This window comes from Lactobacillus sp. ESL0684 (assembly GCF_029392675.1).
In the GTDB taxonomy this organism is placed as follows: domain Bacteria; phylum Bacillota; class Bacilli; order Lactobacillales; family Lactobacillaceae; genus Lactobacillus.
The window spans coordinates 1,771,900-1,790,884 of record NZ_CP113941.1; the positions used below are offsets into that span (position 1 = coordinate 1,771,900).

Genomic DNA, 18,985 nt, shown 5'->3' on the forward strand with positions numbered 1-18,985 from the left:
GTTTAGCGTCTTAATTTTTAATAAAATTAGAGTTCGTTAGATATAAATATCTTTTAAGTAAAACGTTAATAGCCTTAAAAATATAACTATAAAATATAAAAATCAGCTTATTAAATAAGCTTTAATTTTTTCATACAATACCAATATCCTATTTTTATAGCTATTTAAGCAATTGTATAAGTAATTTTAAAAAGAAAAAAGAATTCACTTGCATCAGCAAGAAACACATTCCTAAAATTAAAAAAGCTGTTTTATTAAACATTATCTTCCGCCCCCCTTTTTATAAAATTCTTTTAAGCAATATCTTGTTTTTGTATCAGCCATTGTATATCCATAATTTTATTTTGTCAAGCTCTATCAGTGGATATATTAGTGGCATTTTTTGTTGGTAATGAACTTTTATCATTGCCCTTTAGACCTTTGCTTATTTTTACCTTACTTGGTATTTTCTAAGCACTACTGCTTAAAATATTTTTTACTTAATCTTCTAAAACAAGAAAGTAGTATCGTCAAGATAGCTAAGAAAACAAAATTGAAGTTTTCATTAATCGGCTGAAAGATTATTACACAGATTGATAAAATCAGATAAATAGTAGTAGCTAGCACATTAATCATTTGTTTACTCATAATCATCAGTTCCAACATTTAATAATTCTAAATTATTTGTACAAATGCTACATACCAGTTTTGTATATAATTTATTATACATGAATTTTATTACACATTTACGGGTATACCAATTATAAATAGCGACCAATTTAACTTTATCAATAATACCATCCTGGGCTCATATAATCCTTTTAAAATAAAATTGACAAAAGGTTAATTCTAATCTATGATTCATATTAATTAAATAATTTCCAATGCAATAGAGGTCGCGATAATTACGAACTTAGTCTGAGCTGACGCAAAGCTATGATGACTAAGTTTAGAATTGTCGCCGAAACGAAAAGGATTTGCGTAAACTTTTCGTTGGGCTGCAAGAGCATATCTTGCAGACTGTCCCACGTATCAAATCGTGGGGAGCGCTATCTGATTTATCTAAAGTTAATGAATGATTATTACCTCATTGTAGTTGTACTACAATGAGGTTTTTATTTTACGCTTTTTTATTGTATTGGCTTTATTTGAAAGAATTTTTTCGGAGGTTTTCAAAATGAAGTCAAAAAATAATGGGTTAATTGCAATGATTGCAGTTATTTTCAGCATAATATGTGGGGCCATGGCGACTAGCACACAAACTATGGCTGCTAAAAGGGATAGCAATACCCTGACCGTAGCAATGGAAGCCAATTATTCACCAAACAATTGGACACAAACAACCAGTGCTAATGGCGCCGTTCCAATCGAGGGTTCCAATACTTATGCTAATGGCTATGATGTCAAAGTTGCTAAGATCATCGGTAAAAAATTGCATCGCAAAGTGATAGTCGCCAAAACCGAGTGGGACGGTCTCTTGCCAGCTTTAACCAGTGGCAAAGCTGACCTAATTATTGCGGGTATGAGTCCTACGCCGCAAAGAGCCAAAGCAATTGATTTCTCCAAGCCATATTGGAGCGGTACCTTTGTGGTAATTACTAAAGTCAATAATCCTTATGCTAAAGCCAAAAAGCTGACCGATTTTAAAGGCGCCAAGCTAACTTCGCAACAAGGTACCTTTCACTACAAGCTGATTAACCAGTTAAAGGGCGCTAAAAAGCAGCCACCTATGCGTGATTTTTCCGCAATGCGTCAAAGTCTAATCTCTGGTACCATCGACGGTTATATTGCAGATTCAACAGAAGCCATTTCTTTTAAATTAGTTGATCCAGATATCAAAGCAGTGCCGCTAAATAATATGAAAGGTTTTCACCTTACGCAGGATCAAATGGTATCTTGCATTGGCGTCGCAAAGAATAATCAAAAATTACGCAAAGAAGTCAATCAAGTTCTCGCAACTATTTCAACCACTAAACGAAAAAAGCTAATGACAGCCGCTATCAAGGAGCAACCTAAAACCACCCATGCTAAAAAGGGCCAATCGTCCAAGCAGACAAATTGGCTAATTGCAATGCTTGACCAGTACGGCGGTATGCTCATCAACGGCATTGGCATGACCTTACTGCTGGCAGCAGTTGGCACAATCGCCGGCTTCTTCATCGGTCTGCTTGTCGGTATCATTAGAACCATTCCGATACCCAAAAAGCGGTCTAAAAGATGGGGCCTAAAATTGCTTGACTGGCTACTAGCCGTTTACATTGAAGTTTTCCGTGGTACGCCGATGATGGTTCAGGCAGCAGTAATCTATTATGGCATTGCACAGTTTTGGCATTTAAATATTGACCGAACAGTGGCAGCACTACTGATTGTTTCCATTAATACTGGAGCCTATCTAGCCGAAATTATTCGCGGCGGTATCACTTCTACTCCGCAAGGACAATTTGAAGCCGCTAGTGCCTTGGGCATGACTCATAGCCAAAAGATGTGGCATATTATCTTGCCACAAGCTATTAAAAATTGCTTGCCGTCAATTACCAACGAATTTATCGTTAATATCAAAGATACTTCTGTTTTGAGTATCATTTCTGTTTCCGAGCTATTTTTCGTTGGTTCCACCATTGCCAGCCAGACCTTTAAGTTCTTCCCGACCTACCTCACCATTTCAGCCATCTACTTAATCCTGACCTTCACTATTACCAGAATTTTTAATTTAATTGAAAAGCACCTTAATGGTAAGCAAAATTACAATCTAATGGCTAACCAAGTCCAAGTTGGCCAAACCCAATCACATAATTAATTAAGAGGAGTAACCAAAATGAATCAGCAACAACAAATCAAGTTATTACAGCACTTAATCCAAATCCCTACGATTGATGACCATGAAAAGCAGGTCGTTGACTACGTAGCCAGCCTGTTTACCCCCTATGGCGAACGTGTTCGGTTCACTCGGATTCCTTATCAAGGAGACCGTGAAAGTGCGGTAATTTCAATTGGTCCAACGGGTGGTAAGTTCAAGTTAGGCTTTTCCGGACATATGGACGTGGTCAATTTAGGCAATCCTTCTGCTTGGCATGACGACCCTTTTTCTGGGAAATTATACGACCATGATACTAAAATCTACGGACGCGGCACTACCGACATGAAGAGCGGACTAGCGGGAATGATCAGTACTCTGCTAACTTTACTTGAAGAAAACGTACCTTTAAGCGGTGAATTACGGTTGTTAATGTCAGTTGGTGAAGAAACTGGTCAATGGGGTTCAGAGGAATTAACTAAACAAGGCTATGTCGACGATTTAGATGTCTTAATTATCGGCGAAGATACCACCGATCTCAACATCTCCTATGCTAGCAACGGCGATATTGACTATACTGTCACTTCTCAAGGTGCAGTTGCCAGGACTGATCAAGTTGGCGTCTTAAATGCCATTGATAATATGTATGATTTTATCAACTTGGCGAATCAAAAATTAAGAAATTTACCACGCGTTGATCCAAAAATGGGGCCAGTAATCCACAATATCACCATGATTTCTGGTGGTGACCAGATTAACAATATGCCCAGCAAAGTCACTGCTCGGGGAAATATTCGGATCAATCCGTTATACACCGTCGCAGATATTCAGGCAGTTTTAACAGACGTTCTAAATGAAATAAATCAATTGCCGCGACACCAATTTACGCTGCAATACGATTACCTCGGTGAGCCCGTCATGGGAGATAAACATAACGAGTATCTCTTAGCCGCCCAAGAAATGATGAGTGACATTGTTGGTCATCGCGTCAAACTAGTAACTGAATCAGGTACAACTGATGCTTCTAAATTTAGCCAGAGTCCTACCCCACCAGTTATGCTAGTAGCGGGACCTGGTAATGCTTCAGCACACAAAGTTAACGAATACGTTGATGTTGCAGAATACTTATCAGCTTGCGAATTTTATGAAAGATTTGCCAGAAAATATTTGACTAAATAAATAATTATTCATCGTTTAAAACTACCAGTTAACTGCCCTGCTTGAATAATTTTACCCTGACTTGCCTTGAAAAATTGATGCTTATTAGCACTAGTGGATAAATCCAAATATTCTGCTAAAGAATAGACAGTAAATCGATAATCATGTTTTTGGCCACGTGGCGGCTTGGGACCTGCATACTGATGCCAACCATATGCTCGTCCCTGTACCGCTTTAATATTTGCGACTCTTTTGCCAGCAGGTATCTTACCTGCAATAATTGTTGTTGCTGGTATATTCCAAATTACCCAATGGGTAAAATTATGAATCAATGGATGACTTAAATCCTCTAAAATAATTGCAATGCTTTTAGCATGTGGATCTAAATTTTTGAGGATAAATTCAGGTGATTCGTTTTGTCCCAATTTGGTATTAAGTAATTTAAAACGATGATCAGAACCAATTGCTGAACAAGTAAATAATAATTTATTCATTAGTATTCTCCTAAGTTTCCACTTTCAAGGCTCATTATAATGCTTTTTTAAAGAAAAAGATTGACAAAGCTGATTTTCTCAACTATTATTTTCATTAATTAAATAATTTCCAATGCAATAGAGGTCGCGTCAATTACGAATTTAGTCTGAGTGAGCAAACACGAAGAAGGCTAATGTAAGAATTGTCGCCGAAACGAAAAGATTATTTGCTGCAATGTTTTCGTTGGGACGCAAGAGCATATCTTGCGGACTGTCCCGGTTTTCCCCGGGGAGCGCTATCTGATTTATCTATAATAATGATTGATTATTACCTCGTTGTCTGGCTTAGATGACGAGGTTTTTATTTACGCTTTTTTTATTGTATTGGCTTACGTTTGAAACTATTTACGGAGGTTTTCAAAGTGAAGTCAAAAAATAAGTGGTTAGCAGTCTTACTTGCCGGACTACTAAGTTTAGCAATTGGTTTGAACAGTAACATTAGTCAAACTGCAGCTAAAAAAGACGCTAATACCTTGAAGGTGGCCATGGAGGCAAATTACCAGCCTTACAACTGGACCCAAACCACCAAGGCTAATGGTGCAGTACCTATCAATGGTTCAAGTGCTTATGCTAACGGTTATGATGTCAAAATTGCAAAAATCATCGGTAAACAATTACACCGCAAAGTTGAAGTGGTTAAAACCGAATGGGACGGTCTTTTGCCCGCTTTAACTAGTGGTAAAGCTGACTTGATCATTGCCGGCATGAGTCCAACTCCACAACGTGAAAAAGCGATTAATTTTTCTAAGCCATATAAGCGCAGTACTTTCGTCGTAATTACTAAAGTCAACAGTAAATATGCTAACGCTAAAAGTTTAAACGACTTTAAAGGCGCCAAGTTAACGGCACAGCAAGGAACCTTCCACTACCAATTAATCAAACAATTAAAGGGTGCTAAAAGGCAACCAGCAATGCGTGACTTCGCAGCTATGCGGCAAAGTCTAATCTCTGGAACCATTGATGGCTATGTAGCAGAAGACACTGAATCGACCTCTTTCAAGCTAGTCGATCCTGATATTAAGGCAATCGCTGTTAGTAAAATGGCTGGTTTCCACGCAACTAAAGACGAATCAATTACTTCGATTGGGATTGCTAAGCCTAATAAAAAGCTGCTCAAAGACGTTAACCGCGTTTTAGCAACTATCCCAGAAGCTAAAAGAAACAAGTTGATGAATGAGGCCGTTAAACAGCAGCCTAAGAGTGATAAGTCTTCCAAGAAAGGGAAACACACAAACTGGTTCGTCTCCATGTGGCAAGAATACGGTGGCATGATTCTAAACGGAATTGGCATGACCTTGCTACTAGCTTCAGTCGGAACCATTGCTGGCTTCTTCATCGGTCTATTAGTTGGTATCATTAGAACTATCCCCACTCCAAAGTCACGACCAAAAAGATGGGGATTAAAATTTATTGACTGGCTACTTGCAGTCTATATCGAAATCTTTCGGGGTACTCCAATGATGGTGCAAGCTGCCGTTATCTACTATGGTATCGCCCAATTTTGGCACCTGAGCATTGACCGAACAGTTGCCGCATTAATTATTGTTTCTATTAATACTGGTGCCTACTTAGCTGAGATTATTCGCGGTGGGATTACTTCTACACCTGAGGGACAATTCGAAGCTGCTAGTGCACTGGGAATGACACACAACCAAAGAATGTGGCACATTATTTTACCGCAAGCAATCAAGAATTGTTTACCATCAATTACCAATGAATTTATCGTTAACATCAAGGATACCTCAGTCTTGAGTATCATTTCTGTTTCTGAGTTATTCTTCGTTGGTACCACAATTGCCAGTCAAACTTTCAAGTTCTTCCCAACTTACCTAACCATTTCAGCCATTTACCTAATCTTAACGTTCACAATTACCAGAATTTTCAACTTGATTGAAAAACGCTTGGCAGGAAGCAAGAACTATAATCTAATGGCTAATCAAGTGCAGGTCGGAACTAATAATGAAACAGAGGTCAAGAAATAATGACACAAGCAAACGAAACCATTTTAAGTTTAAAGCATATTAAGAAGTCTTTCGGCAATCATGAAGTGCTACGTGATATCTCCTTTGACATCAATAAAGGCGAAATCGCAACGATTATCGGCCCTTCCGGCGGTGGTAAATCAACTACCTTGCGGTGCATCAACTTACTAGAGGAGCCGAGTGCTGGTGAAATCGATTTTCACGGCAAAAATGTCCTAGCAGAAGACTATAATCGCAACATTTATCGGGCTAAAGTTGGCATGGTTTTCCAACAATTTGATTTATTTGAAAATAAAAATGTCTTAGCTAATTGCATGGTAGGTCAAGAGTTAGTCCTTAAAAGATCAAAAGAAGAGGCTAAGAAAATTGCCTTAGCTAATTTGGAAAAAGTCGGCATGGCAGAATACGTTGATGCTAGACCCAACCAATTATCCGGCGGTCAGCAACAACGAGTAGCCATCGCCCGAGCCATTTCCATGGATCCTGAGATTTTATTATTTGATGAGCCAACTTCTGCTCTTGATCCCGAGATGGTTGGCGAAGTTTTAAGTGTAATGAAGAACTTAGCCACAACAGGTTTAACGATGATTATCGTAACCCACGAAATGGCCTTTGCCCGCGACGTAGCCGATCAAGTCTTGTTCATCAGCGACGGTATCATCACAGAAGAAGGCAGCCCTGACCAGCTCTTTAATCATCCTCAAAATGACAAAACTACCAAGTTTTTGCGTAATTTCCAAAATAATTAAGCATCAAAAAAGCATCCTTATTGAATTAGGATGCTTTTTAAGTTAGCTAGATTTTTTGTTCAATGCGGTCAATCTTTACCTCAAGAATTTTTCTTAGCCAAGGAAATTTAGCTTTTAATTGGTCATAATGTTTGCCCTCAGCATAGAACTCACCTGTACCATAAATGTAAAAGCCAGCACCGGGGCCTGCTGTCCCCTCAACTTCCTTACTACCAACTGTAATTACTACATGATTATCTTCAGCAAAATCAGCTTCGATGCTATGCATTCCAGCTGCTGGTAAATATAGCTGGTTATCTTCCTGATCAATTGTAATGTATGACATCCAAGTATTAACGATTCCCGCTGGCTGGGCGTTAAGGGCAATAATCGTCGCCGGGCCCTCATGCTTCATTACTTCTAAAAATTTCTGATCCATTTGTAATCCCCTTTGCTTAATAAAAATGTATTCCTAGCTTAGTGCTAAATTTAACTACTTTCAATTTATTAGCTCCTGGCATGATCAGACTAATCTTATTTAAATGAGATTATTATTGTATTCTCTACCAAAAGCCGCTATAATGATGGCAACAACACGAGGGGTGCTGATAAGCTGAGATTAAACCCTTTGAACCTGTAAGTTAACACTTACGCTAGGAACGTGTCACTCTAATTGAGCTTTGGCACCCAACGTGCCAAGGCTTTTTATTATTACCGAATTTAACGGAGAGAAATATTATGCAATTAGAATTATTAGAGCAATTACGGGTAGCTAACCCAGTTATTTTAAATGAAAGCAACTTTGTAACCGTCCAAGACGTTGCCAATGGTTTAAATGCACTGGGAGCTTCACCAATTATGAGTAAAGAAATTAATGAGACTGCCGAAATGGTCAAGATGGCTAATGCAGTGCAGATCAACTTAGGTACTATGACGCAAACAGAACTTGCTCACATGCAAAAAATGGGACAATTGGCTGAGCAACAGCAAAAACCAATTGTACTGGATCCAGTTGCCGTTGGTGCCGTTAATTATCGTCTTGAAGCTGCAGAACAACTGCTAAAAGAATTTCAAGTAAATATTATCCGCGGCAATGCTGGCGAAATTGCCGCCTTGGGCAACTTTAATTGGCAAGCTAAGGGCATCGATGCCGGTTCTGGTACAGGAGACTTAGACGAAATCACCAAACAAGTTGCTCAAAAATATCACTGTGTAGTCATTACTAGCGGTGCCGTCGATACCATTAGTGACGGACAACAAGTCGCTCACGTTTATAATGGTAGCCCACTCTTCCAAGCCCACGTTGGTTCTGGTGACATGCTATCTAGCATTGTTGCAGCTTTTGCGGCGGTATGTGACAACCTCTTTGAAGCAGCCGAGACTGCTACACTAGTTTTTGCTGCCACGGGAGAATTACTAGTTAACCAACAACCCGATCTCGGACCCGGAACTTTTGGCATTAAATTAATTGATGCTTTAGCTAAAGTGCAGGTTCCCGACCTAGTAAAAATTGCTAAATTTGATTAAGAAAGGCAAATATTATGGTAGAAAAAATTAATTCATTTCCCCAAGTACTAACGATTGCAGGTACAGATTCAAGTGGCGGGGCAGGTGTTATGGCCGACTTAAAAACCTTTCAAATGCAGCAAGTTTTTGGCACCGCGGTAATTGTAGCCGTTACTGCTCAAAATACTTTAGGCGTACAAGCTACCCACCTCTTACCATTAGAAATGATTGACGCACAGTGTGCGGCCTTAGCTGATGATTTAGATATTCGCGCCTGCAAAACTGGTATGCTAGGCGATGCCGAACATGTTCACCAAGTTGCAGTAAACTTACAAAAATACGACTTCGGCCCAGTTACTGTTGATCCAGTAATGGTAGCCAAAGGCGGTGCCCAATTGCTCAGCGATGAAGCTGTTGAAACAGTCAAAAAAGAACTATTGCCATTAGCCACTCTAGTAACCCCTAACTTACCCGAAGCAGAAGTTTTAACTGGGATGAAAATCACTAGTGAACAACAATATCCTGATGTAGCCCATACTTTACAAGACATGGGCGTTAAGAACGTCATCATCAAGGGCGGTCACATGGACAATGAAGATGTGCGTGACTATACTTTGCTGGCAGACGGTACTAGCTTTTGGACTAGTAGCAAGCGCACCCATACCAAGCGCACTCACGGAACTGGTGATACCCTAGCTGCTGCCATTACTTCCCAGTTAGCCTTAGGCCAAGACCTAACTAATGCAATTAAAATAGCCAAGAAGTATGTCACAGCAACCATCGAGCACACGATCCAAGTAGGCCACGATCATGGCCCACTTAATCATTGGGCCAAGCAATTTTAGGAGTATTTCATGAAAAAGTTTAATTCTAACATTTTACAAGCCTATTTTATTTGTGGCAGTCAAGATATTCCACAAGGACAAAGTCTAATTAAGATAGTTGAAACGGCATTAAAATCCGGCATCACTGCCTTTCAGTTTCGTGATAAAGGTACTAATTCGACCTTAAAGGAAACTGATCGTTTACCAATGGCCCAACATTTGCATGAGCTTTGTCAGGCATATCAAGTACCATTCTTTATAGATGACGATCTTGCATTAGCTAAAAAAGTTAATGCAGAAGGAATTCATGTCGGTCAAAGTGATACTGCAATCGAGCAGGTAGTTGCTGAAGTAGCCGGGCAGATGCTAATCGGCTATTCTTGTTCCAACTCCACTCAAATTAAGCAAGCTAACCAAATTGCTGACATCGATTATTACGGTAGCGGCCCCATCTTTGCCACTAAATCCAAAAGTGATGCTGATCCAGAAATTGGCATTGCTGGTTTAGCCACGCTAGTCAATAAGAGTACCCGACCAATTGTGGCAATTGGCGGTATTAAAGAAACGGAGCTGCCTGCCATTGCCCAGACTGGTGCAGCTGGTGCAGCCGTTATTTCAATGATTGCCCAAAGTAATAATATTGCCAAAACTGTTGCCACAATGAACAATGCGCCTTGGCACAAGTAATGCAAAACATAAAAACTTCCAGTTGTTGATTACTTCTGGAAGTTTTTTTAATTAAACGAATTAATTTTTTCGATCTTCAATGATTCCAAAAATAATTTGTAAAATCAGGCTGACATTCCAATAAAAAATTGACATAGTAACTATTACTGTAAATGCTTCGACTTTGAAATTAGCATATAACAAAGCAAAGATAACAGCCACTATCAACACAATATTATCCAGCCACTTGAGTACACGCGCATCGGCTACGTTACCAACATATCGATCACGTTCATCATCTTCAAACTCATCTCTGTGGCCCTTTTTAATATCTTGGGCGTTAATATGATAGCCAAGGGCCATGAAGAAACCAAGCGCCGCTAAAATAAAATTTTTTAGCTGATGAGCCCAGCCATCACTAAAAAAGATGGCTGCTAGTTCGATTAAGCCCAGTAATAAAAAGAATACTTCGCAAATAGCACTTTTAATTAGTTTCTTCCTCATTTTTCTTCTCCCAAATAATCCTGTAAGCAAAAGAGTTCTTCAATGCTAAGCTTGAAAATACGAGCAAGTTTATATGCCAACACTAACGATGGCTTATATCTTTCTTTTTCAATCGAAATAATCGTCCGACTACTCACATTAACCTTTTCTGCCAATTCTTCTTGAGTTAGATTATGTTCTAATCGTAATTTTTTTACTAAATTTGGCATCGTTTCACCTTATTTAATCACATATATGAAGCTCACTTCATGCTATAAAAATCGAAATAAAAAGTCAAGTTATATAATGGGTTTTAAAAATTCAAAATTACTTTATTTAAGATTAAAAAAGTCCTGATAGCAATTAAACTACCAGGACTTTTTAGTCTAGAAACTTTTATTTAATTTTACTTAGAGCATCTTTAACGGCCGCTTTTAAGCCTCTTGTGGTGTTAGATGCACCAGAAACGGCATCAACATCAACCGTATTAGCTTTAACCATCGCTTGTGGCAATTCCTTGATCGCCTTAAGCCCGTAATCATCTGATTCCGCTTGTTTTAAGACTTCAACATTTTTGATATTCTTTTGCTGATCCACAGTTACGCGAACCACAATTTCATCACCCATACCTTGATCAGATTTGCCTAAGTATTGATTAGGACCAACAGCATACTTTTCTGATTTAAGATCTGAAGATAGTGGTTGATGACCAATATGCTGTTCATGATCTGCTGTTTCTGCAGAAATATCTTCAACATCATCTTTAGGATGAGCCGCATTTTGACCAGCAATCTTACCAAAGATTAAACAATCAGCTAAGTCAGAGCCACCTTGGTATAGATTAGCCATATTACTACCTAATTCTCCTGCACCATACAAGTGTGGAATCGGTTGATGATCAGGATCAAGTATCTCAGCCCGTGCGTTACGTCTTGGTCCAGCCTCAGACCAACCAATAGTTTGCACCAATGGCGTAGCATAATATGGACCAGTAGCAGAAAACTCTGTTAAAGTTTCAGGTGCGCGATGAAAGGCATAGTCAGTACCCTTTTGCGCAAAGAAGTTAAACTCATCAATAGTAGTTTGTAACTTTTCGGCAGTAACCCCCATTTTGTCGGCTAATTCCGCCACAGTATCAGCCTTAATTACCGAGTTTAATGCCTTATTATCAGGGAAGTCTTTCAATTCACTAATCTTATCGTATTGCTTTTGATCAAATACAAAGTATGGCTTAATCGGATTAAGTGGCTTGTACCAAGAACCATGATTTTCAACATAGCCTTCACGAGCTGCTTGGTCTTCTTTGAAATAACGTGTACCATCATCACCAACTGTAAAAATACTACCAGTATAAAAGACTGGATTACCCATATAAAATGGCGCACGCTTCATCCCTGGTTCGTAAAAGGCAAAACTCTGTTGCATCCCCCCAGCAGCATACATTGACATATGCCACATATCAGCACCTGCTTCATGGGCTAAATCGATTCCTTTACCTTGATTATAAAGTGTCCCTAAAGGAATTAATTTATAAGAACCAATGTAATCTTGAATTTTCTCTGGATTGTTTTCAATTCCACCAGTCGCTAAAACAACGCCGTTCTTAGCATAAATATTTAATAAAACATGATCGCGCTCAATTTGTGCTCCTACCACTTTACCATTAGGTGTCTGCAGTAAGTGTTCAACTGGCGAAGAATACCACACATCAATGTTATCACTTCGGTCAATTACGTTTTGGCGCAAAACATTCCAAAGTGAAGCGTTAAAAATTCCCGGTTTAAGTGTAATCATGTCATAACTCTTCGCACCCGGAAGCTCAGGATGATCGGCATCAATTGCATCATCTGGTAGCCCCAAAATTGTCTTATAGCTAACTGGCTGGTCAACACCTAAATATTTTTTGAAGTATTCCTTCATGTGGGTTATTCCATGAACGACTGTTGCTTCGACTTCAGGATCAAGTTCGAAATGTTGCGCTAAACCTTCATAATATTTACGGTAGTCAGCTTCGCTGCTGCTATAACCGACTAATTCAGCAGCATATCTAGTATTACCACCTTCATGGCCTTCCGGAGCAGAATCTACCAACAAAACTTTGGCCCCATCATCTGCAGCAAAGCGAGCAGCTGTCGCTCCAGCTCCCCCAAATCCTAGTACAACTACGTCATAACTAGCATCATAATAAGTGTTTTTATTAACTATCATTATTTATAATCTCCCATAGTAAAATTATTCTTTAGCATATTCAGCAGCATTTTGTCCAGCAATTCTGCCAAATACTGTACAAACTGTTAACATCGTTCCAGTTGCAGGATAGGTATGAACAAATAATTGCCCACTCGCAGCCTCTCCTGCAGCATATACACCAGCAATCGGCTGATTACTAGTATCCAAGACTTGTGCATCAGGCGTGATCTTCAAGCCACCAAAGCCAGCTACTGTTGTCGGATAGCCCTCTATCACATAATAAGGACCATCACTAGCAACCGGAACAATATCATCTCTGCCAAAATCAGCATCGCCATTTGTAGCTGCGTCATTATAATCGGCAACAGTTCTTTGCAATGTTTGCAAATCACTCCCAATTAGTTTTGCAACTTCTTGCAATGAAGCACATTTTTTGGCTTCTGGCATTTGACTTGCAGCATCATACGAAGCATTATTTTGGTCAAAAATCCAGAAAAACTTATTACCAGCAGATTTTTTGGCATCATTATACATTAATGAATAATGTTGACCTTCTTTAGTAAATCTTTTACCCAAATTATTAACAGCTAAAGCCTTACCTGTAATAATCAATCCATTGGCACCACCATCAACACTCAAGTAATTAGCAGTCACAATACCCATGACACCATCTTTAAACTCTGTTGCTGCATGTAAATTACTAGTAATATCAATATAATCTGCATTATCATACGGGGTTGAAAGCGATCTAGTTCCTTGAGCACTAGGGGCATACTTGTCACGTACCGTTTGCGAGCCATCAAAACCACCAACTGCAATAACAACAGCTTTGCAGTTAATATCATAATCAGCGTATTTACCGCTAGTAGCTATACCACTAACTTGCCCATTTTCGGTTTTAATTTTTTCATGAGTTTGATCATAAATAATAGGTATTTCCAGCTCTCTAACTCGCTTAATAACCGGACCCATAATTGCAACAGGTCCTTTTTCAAGGTTAACATGAGTTTTCGGCTTTTTCGAAATACCTAGCGGCATTGCCGTGAATTCTACCCCATATTTATCAGCATAATAATCAACAGCCGAACCAGAATTTTCAGCAACTTCTTTGATTAAATCATGATCAATATTTCCGCCTTCTTTAGCAGCAAAGTCCTCATAAAATTTAACCAGACCAGCTGGATCGTTCTCCTCTTCTTTGTTAAATTTACTTCCTGTTGCATACATAAAACCACCAGAAACTACTGAATTGCCTCCAAGACGGCCGGTTTTTTCTATTAAAACAACATCTGCACCAGCTTCTTTGGCAGTAACAGCAGCATCTAAACCAGCAAGACCGGTTCCTAATACCACCACATCAGTCGTAATATTATGTTGTTGCTTAGTAATCTGTTCTTTGGCAGTAAATTCAATTGCTGTAGCGCCAGCTTGAGATAAGGCAGATCGTGCAGCTTTAAGTATTCCATTAGAAGTAAAAGTTGCCCCCGTAACTGCATCTACTGTTGTTGATTGATTATCAACTATTTTTTGCGGTATTATTTTCAATGCATTTGCTGAAAGTAAAGCTGTTTCATGTTCATCAGTTACTTCAACTTGAGATATTTTTTCATCTTCTAAAGTTACAGCCACAGTAATCTTGGCATTATGACCTTGAGCTGTACCTGTGTAAGTTCCATTTTCAACCATTAATATTGACTCCTTATCTGCTTTATTATTAAAGTTAAGCTTGGTATTGCTCATCAAAAACAATAATAGGTTTAATTGTCGTTCCAGCTAAAGAATCTGCAATTGCTTGGTTAATCTGCGCTGGCTTATAAAACTTAGCAATTTTGTCAATTGGGAACTTGCCTGCACGATAAAGATCAATCATTTCTGGAATGAATTCTTGCGGTACCGAATCACCCTCAATAATTCCTGTAACAGTCTTAGAAAAAGTCAAAATATCAATCATTGGATTAATTTTATCAATCGTCTTCGTCCCCATTGCTACAACCGCAAACTGCCCTTTAATCGTTAATGCTGCAAGACCGGCTTTCATTACTTCAGGTTCTCCAGTTGTATCGACAGCATAATTTAAACCTGCAGAGCCAACAATACGGTTAATTTCTTCAACTATGTCTACCTTCTGATTATTAATAACATCAGTAGCACCAAACTTCTTAGCCATTGCTAAACGCTCATCATATTGATCAACAGCAATTATATGCTTGCAACCAGAAACTGCTGCACCCATAATTGCAGCAAGACCAACCGAACCAGCTCCTAATACCACTAAGTTAGAGTGGACTTCTGGCTTTAACGCATTCAAAACCGTTCCAGCGCCTGTCATATAACCACAACCTAAAGGGCCAGCCAGACGTAAATCCAAGTCTTCAGGTACTTTTACCAAGTTATTAACATTAGCAACCATATGATCAGCAAATGAAGATTGTCCAAAGAAATTACCTACGTTTTGGTTATCTTGGGTATGCAAACGATAAGTACCATCACGCATTGGACCACCGCTTGTATTAAGCTGGTTAAAATTCTCACAAGATCCCGGCAAACCATTACGACAAAACTTGCAAGTTCCATCATAAGCAAAACCAACGGCAACATGGTCACCTTTTTTAAAAGTTGTCACATTAGGACCTACCGCCTCAACAATTCCGGCACCCTCGTGACCAAGTACTGTTGGTATACCACCAGCAAAGCCACTCGCCTGGAACTCAATATCGCTATGACAAATTCCCGAGGCAACCGTTTTGATTAGAACCTCATCTTTCTTTGGCTCATCTAAGACCAACTCTTCTAATTCTAATTTTTGCCCTGCCTCATTTAAAACTGCTGCATTAATTTTCATGCTAATATACCTCTTTAACATTTAAGATTGTTATTTAATTCATGCTCATCTTATCACTTAACCGCTTACAATGGTTAAGAGAATATATAGCTTAATAAATATTTAAAGAAATACGCTGATTATTTATGACCCAAATTATTTACATAGTATAGGACAAATTCACTACTTATAATACTGTTAGAATAGCTTTAGCTACACCATTATGTTCACAATCAGTTGTTACCATATCAGCTTCTCTTTTAACTTCTTCAACAGCATTGCCCATTGCTACACCGATTCCAGCATAATTAATCATTGAAATATCATTTCTTTCATCCCCAATAGCCATTACATTTTCAGAAGTAATATTTAAGTATTCACACAAAGTCGCTAGACCTGTTCCTTTATTCGTTCCTTTTGCTACGCCTTCAAGATACATTGGCTCAGTCCTAGTAATATCTGAAACTTGCTTAGTTTTTTTGTACAGTGGATCAGCCTCAAATTCATCTAATAATTCGGGTTTATCGAGAAACATACACTTGTAAATTGGAATCTTTGCCATTTCCTCTCTTGTACGATAAGAGATTTCCATATTGACAATGCGAGAATTATAAATTGAATAATGACCAATATCACGGTTAGCTGTATAAATACGATTAGCATCTACAGCCTGAAAATGCAGCTGCTTTTTTCTACTAATATCTTCAAGAATTAAATAATCCTCATAAGCTAAATACTTTTCATAAATAAGCTTTTGATCAGTAGACTGAACTACCGCACCATTAAAGCCAATAACATATTCATTGTTTTGATTATCTATTTCCAGTTCCTGAAGATACCTTGTTACACCTGATAAAGCTCTTCCCGTACATATTACAACCTTAATACTTTTAGCTCGTGCAGCTAAAATTGTATCTTTAACTTTCGAGGTTATTTCTTTTCTCGAATTAACCAGGGTATTGTCTACATCAATTGCAATTAACTTTATTTCTTTTTTCTTTACATCCATGCCCTTCATCCTTGCTAAAAATATAAATAGAAAAGGCTTGATTCATTAGAACCAAGCCCGTATTATCTATTACTTAATCACATTGCTTTTATAGAGCTTTTCGTAAAGATCAACCATTTCACCAGCCAAGTCACGGAACGTAATAGCATTCATCATATGATCTTGGGAATGAACAGTCAGTAAAGTTACTTGAGTATGATCTCCTTGAGCTTCTCTAGTAAGCATGGCAGTTTGTGAATTATGAGCTTCTAAAAGCGATTCATCTGCCTCCTTTAGTTTGGTTCTTGCTGCTTCAAAGTTACTCTTTTTGGCCTCTTTAATAGCTTCAAAAGCTAAACTTTTAGCATTGCCACCATTAGCAATTAAAGTCATTGATGCTTGTAAATCTTCATCTACTTTTTCTTTATCAGTTAATTCAGTCATACTTTTTCCTAATCTACTAACTCGTTAAGCATTAATTAAACTAATGGCTTTATTGAGGACTTCTTTACCCTTCATCATGCCATAGTCTTGAATATTAATAACATCTACTGGAATATCCTTGCCATTTTTGCCGGCTCCTTTAGCCTTATTATTAATAAAATCATCTTTCATGTATTTTACTTGCGGCCCTAACAGAATGCAGTCAATATCACCATTTTCAATATATTTATCCGCTTCAGAAGCGGCACATGCAAAGATATTAGCATCTAGAGCTTGACTTTTGGCTGCTTCTTGCATTTTTGTTACTAACAATGAAGTACTCATTCCTTGATTGCAGTTCAACATAATATTAATTTTAGCCATAATTCATACCTGCCTTAGTTTTAAAATTATCAATTTTCTATTTCTCTATAATCTAAGTTTTCACCATTTGTTTTAATAATCTGTTTATAGTAGTCAAAACTTTGTTTCTTTAAACGTTGTAATGTACCCGAACCATCATTATTTCGATCAACATAGACGAAACCATAGCGTTTCTTCATTTCACCAGTTCCAGCAGAAACTAAGTCTATTGGTCCCCACCAAAGATAGCCCATAACATTGCAGCCATCTTTAATAGCTTCTCGTATTTGTTCAATATGAAGCTTTAAATACTGGCAACGGGCCGAATCATGGATAACATCATTTGCATCAGGCTTTTCATCGAGTCCTAAGCCATTTTCAACGATAAACAGTGGCAGTTCATATCGGTCTGTTAGAACATTCAAAACGTAGCGCAGGCCTATTGGGTCTACCGGCCAATTCCACGGCTTAGGAGCCTTAATGGTTAGGTATGGATTGTCTAAACCAACGGCTCCTCCAGTATCAACTTTCATTTCAGTAGACTGATCATAAAGACTACTTTTATAATAACTAAAACCAATATAATCAGAAGTATATTTTTGAATTAATTCTAGATCGCCTTCTGTTATTTTAGGTGCAGAATTATTTTCTCTCCAGACACGTTTAATGTACGCTGGATAATGACCACGACACATCACATCGGTATAAAATAACGCCTTACGTGTAAATTGATATGCTCCGAGAACATTTTTCGGATCAGGATTATTAGGATAGACAGCTACTTGGGAAAAAGAACACATTACACCCATTCTGGCTTGCGGATCAATTTCTCGCAATTGCTTTATTGCAGTTGCATGGGCAACAAACATATTATGGCTAGCTTGAAACTTGTCCTGTTGGCTAATTTCACTTAATGGATCATCAGGATTTTTAGGCGGAACTGGCAAAATTCCTCCTGCCACATATGAATACTTCATAGTGTTATTAATCTCATTAAAAGACATCCAATATTTAACTCGTCCTTTAAAGTGATCGAAAACAGTTTTGCTGTAATTATTGAAAAATCCAATCATTTTTCGATTAGTCCAGCCACCGTATCTTGCTAAAAGGTTGAATGGTGTTTCATAGTGACTTAAAGTAATAACTGGTTCCATACCATACTTAATAATTGTATCAATTACTTTATCATAGAATTCTAAGCCTTTTTCATTAGGTTCACTTTCGTCACCATTAGGAAAAATTCTAGACCAAGCAAAACTAGTTCTAAAAGCTTTAAAGCCCATTTCTTTCATATAATGTAAGTCTTCATCAAAACGATGATAAAAATCAATCGCTTTGTGAGAAAGATAAACTGTATTAGGATCTAAGTTCAATTCCCAAATTTGATTATCCTTATTCCATTTAATGCTAGGATGCTTGGAATGAATGCCAACAACAGTATCAGTAACATCAGGTAATTTTCCATCAGCTAACCAGGCACCTTCAACTTGGTTGGCAGCAATTGCACCACCCCATAAAAAATCTTTTGGAAAAATAGTATCACTCAT

Annotated in this window: 18 protein-coding genes and 3 riboswitches; of the genes, 7 read left to right on the top strand and 11 right to left on the bottom strand. The window is 38.2% G+C overall.

From position 1 onward, the window contains the following. Positions 1-861: 861 nt before the first annotated feature. Positions 862-1,039: riboswitch (Lysine riboswitch) on the top strand. A 117-nt stretch (positions 1,040-1,156) separates the two neighbouring features. Both OZX56_RS08665 and OZX56_RS08670 read left to right on the top strand, forming a co-directional pair. Further along, entirely contained in the window at positions 1,157-2,776 is a 1,620-nt protein-coding gene (locus OZX56_RS08665) for an ABC transporter substrate-binding protein/permease (protein WP_277139608.1), read from the top strand. Between the two features lie 18 nt (positions 2,777-2,794). Further along, on the top strand, positions 2,795-3,952 hold the full coding sequence (locus OZX56_RS08670) for an ArgE/DapE family deacylase (RefSeq protein WP_277139609.1): 1,158 nt from the start codon (positions 2,795-2,797) through the stop codon (positions 3,950-3,952). Positions 3,953-3,960: 8 nt separating this feature from the next. On the opposite strand, the gene OZX56_RS08675 is transcribed toward OZX56_RS08670, so the two are convergent. Beyond that, positions 3,961-4,425, bottom strand: coding sequence for a YbhB/YbcL family Raf kinase inhibitor-like protein (locus OZX56_RS08675; RefSeq protein ID WP_277139610.1), 465 nt, complete (start codon positions 4,423-4,425; stop codon positions 3,961-3,963). Positions 4,426-4,535: 110 nt separating this feature from the next. After that, positions 4,536-4,711, top strand: a riboswitch (Lysine riboswitch). 115 nt (positions 4,712-4,826) lie between these two features. Between OZX56_RS08675 and OZX56_RS08680 the strand changes: the two genes are divergently transcribed. Next, complete coding sequence (locus OZX56_RS08680; protein ID WP_277139611.1) at positions 4,827-6,446, top strand: ABC transporter substrate-binding protein/permease; 1,620 nt, start codon at positions 4,827-4,829, stop codon at positions 6,444-6,446. Continuing rightward, entirely contained in the window at positions 6,446-7,195 is a 750-nt protein-coding gene (locus OZX56_RS08685; protein WP_277139612.1) for an amino acid ABC transporter ATP-binding protein, read from the top strand. Before OZX56_RS08680 ends, OZX56_RS08685 begins: the two co-directional genes overlap by 1 nt. Before the next feature lie 46 nt (positions 7,196-7,241). Here OZX56_RS08685 and OZX56_RS08690 read toward each other — a convergent pair whose 3' ends face one another. Further along, positions 7,242-7,613, bottom strand: a complete 372-nt coding sequence (locus tag OZX56_RS08690; RefSeq protein WP_277139613.1) for a pyridoxamine 5'-phosphate oxidase family protein — start codon at positions 7,611-7,613, stop codon at positions 7,242-7,244. A gap of 149 nt (positions 7,614-7,762) precedes the next feature. Next, positions 7,763-7,851: riboswitch (TPP riboswitch) on the top strand. Between the two features lie 61 nt (positions 7,852-7,912). Here OZX56_RS08690 and thiM point away from each other — a divergent pair. Genes thiM through thiE form a run of 3 tightly spaced genes read left to right on the top strand, consistent with a single transcriptional unit; the run spans position 7,913 to position 10,191 of the window. Further along, positions 7,913-8,701 (top strand): hydroxyethylthiazole kinase, encoded by a 789-nt coding sequence (gene thiM / locus OZX56_RS08695; RefSeq protein WP_277139614.1) that lies wholly within the window; start codon positions 7,913-7,915, stop codon positions 8,699-8,701. Positions 8,702-8,715: 14 nt separating this feature from the next. Continuing rightward, positions 8,716-9,525 carry a bifunctional hydroxymethylpyrimidine kinase/phosphomethylpyrimidine kinase gene (gene thiD, locus OZX56_RS08700; RefSeq protein ID WP_277139615.1) on the top strand — a complete coding sequence of 270 codons (810 nt, stop codon included), beginning with the start codon at positions 8,716-8,718 and terminating at the stop codon, positions 9,523-9,525. 9 nt (positions 9,526-9,534) lie between these two features. Then, the gene (gene thiE, locus OZX56_RS08705) at positions 9,535-10,191 is read left to right on the top strand and encodes a thiamine phosphate synthase (protein ID WP_277139616.1); all 657 of its coding nucleotides are present in this window, start codon (positions 9,535-9,537) and stop codon (positions 10,189-10,191) included. A 60-nt stretch (positions 10,192-10,251) separates the two neighbouring features. Here thiE and OZX56_RS08710 read toward each other — a convergent pair whose 3' ends face one another. The 9 genes from OZX56_RS08710 to OZX56_RS08750 all read right to left on the bottom strand — a co-directional run bounded on the left by OZX56_RS08710 (position 10,252) and on the right by OZX56_RS08750 (position 18,985). Next, on the bottom strand, positions 10,252-10,674 hold the full coding sequence (locus OZX56_RS08710; RefSeq protein WP_277139617.1) for a hypothetical protein: 423 nt from the start codon (positions 10,672-10,674) through the stop codon (positions 10,252-10,254). Then, positions 10,671-10,883, bottom strand: coding sequence for a helix-turn-helix transcriptional regulator (locus OZX56_RS08715; protein WP_277139618.1), 213 nt, complete (start codon positions 10,881-10,883; stop codon positions 10,671-10,673). The genes OZX56_RS08710 and OZX56_RS08715 overlap by 4 nt, the downstream gene beginning before the upstream one ends. 166 nt (positions 10,884-11,049) lie before the next feature. Continuing rightward, positions 11,050-12,861 carry an FAD-binding protein gene (locus OZX56_RS08720; protein WP_277139619.1) on the bottom strand — a complete coding sequence of 604 codons (1,812 nt, stop codon included), beginning with the start codon at positions 12,859-12,861 and terminating at the stop codon, positions 11,050-11,052. 24 nt (positions 12,862-12,885) lie between these two features. Beyond that, positions 12,886-14,529: an FAD-binding protein gene (locus OZX56_RS08725; RefSeq protein ID WP_277139620.1), complete on the bottom strand. Its 1,644-nt coding sequence runs from the start codon at positions 14,527-14,529 to the stop codon at positions 12,886-12,888. Between the two features lie 34 nt (positions 14,530-14,563). After that, a complete protein-coding gene (locus OZX56_RS08730; protein WP_277139621.1) occupies positions 14,564-15,685 on the bottom strand; it encodes an NAD(P)-dependent alcohol dehydrogenase in 1,122 nt (373 codons plus the stop codon). Between the two features lie 166 nt (positions 15,686-15,851). Beyond that, on the bottom strand, positions 15,852-16,673 hold the full coding sequence (locus OZX56_RS08735) for a Cof-type HAD-IIB family hydrolase (protein ID WP_277139622.1): 822 nt from the start codon (positions 16,671-16,673) through the stop codon (positions 15,852-15,854). 69 nt (positions 16,674-16,742) lie between these two features. After that, entirely contained in the window at positions 16,743-17,096 is a 354-nt protein-coding gene (locus OZX56_RS08740; RefSeq protein ID WP_277139623.1) for a PTS lactose/cellobiose transporter subunit IIA, read from the bottom strand. A gap of 24 nt (positions 17,097-17,120) precedes the next feature. After that, entirely contained in the window at positions 17,121-17,459 is a 339-nt protein-coding gene (locus OZX56_RS08745; protein ID WP_277139624.1) for a PTS sugar transporter subunit IIB, read from the bottom strand. A 29-nt stretch (positions 17,460-17,488) separates the two neighbouring features. Beyond that, positions 17,489-18,985, bottom strand: coding sequence for a glycoside hydrolase family 1 protein (locus OZX56_RS08750; RefSeq protein WP_277139625.1), 1,497 nt, complete (start codon positions 18,983-18,985; stop codon positions 17,489-17,491).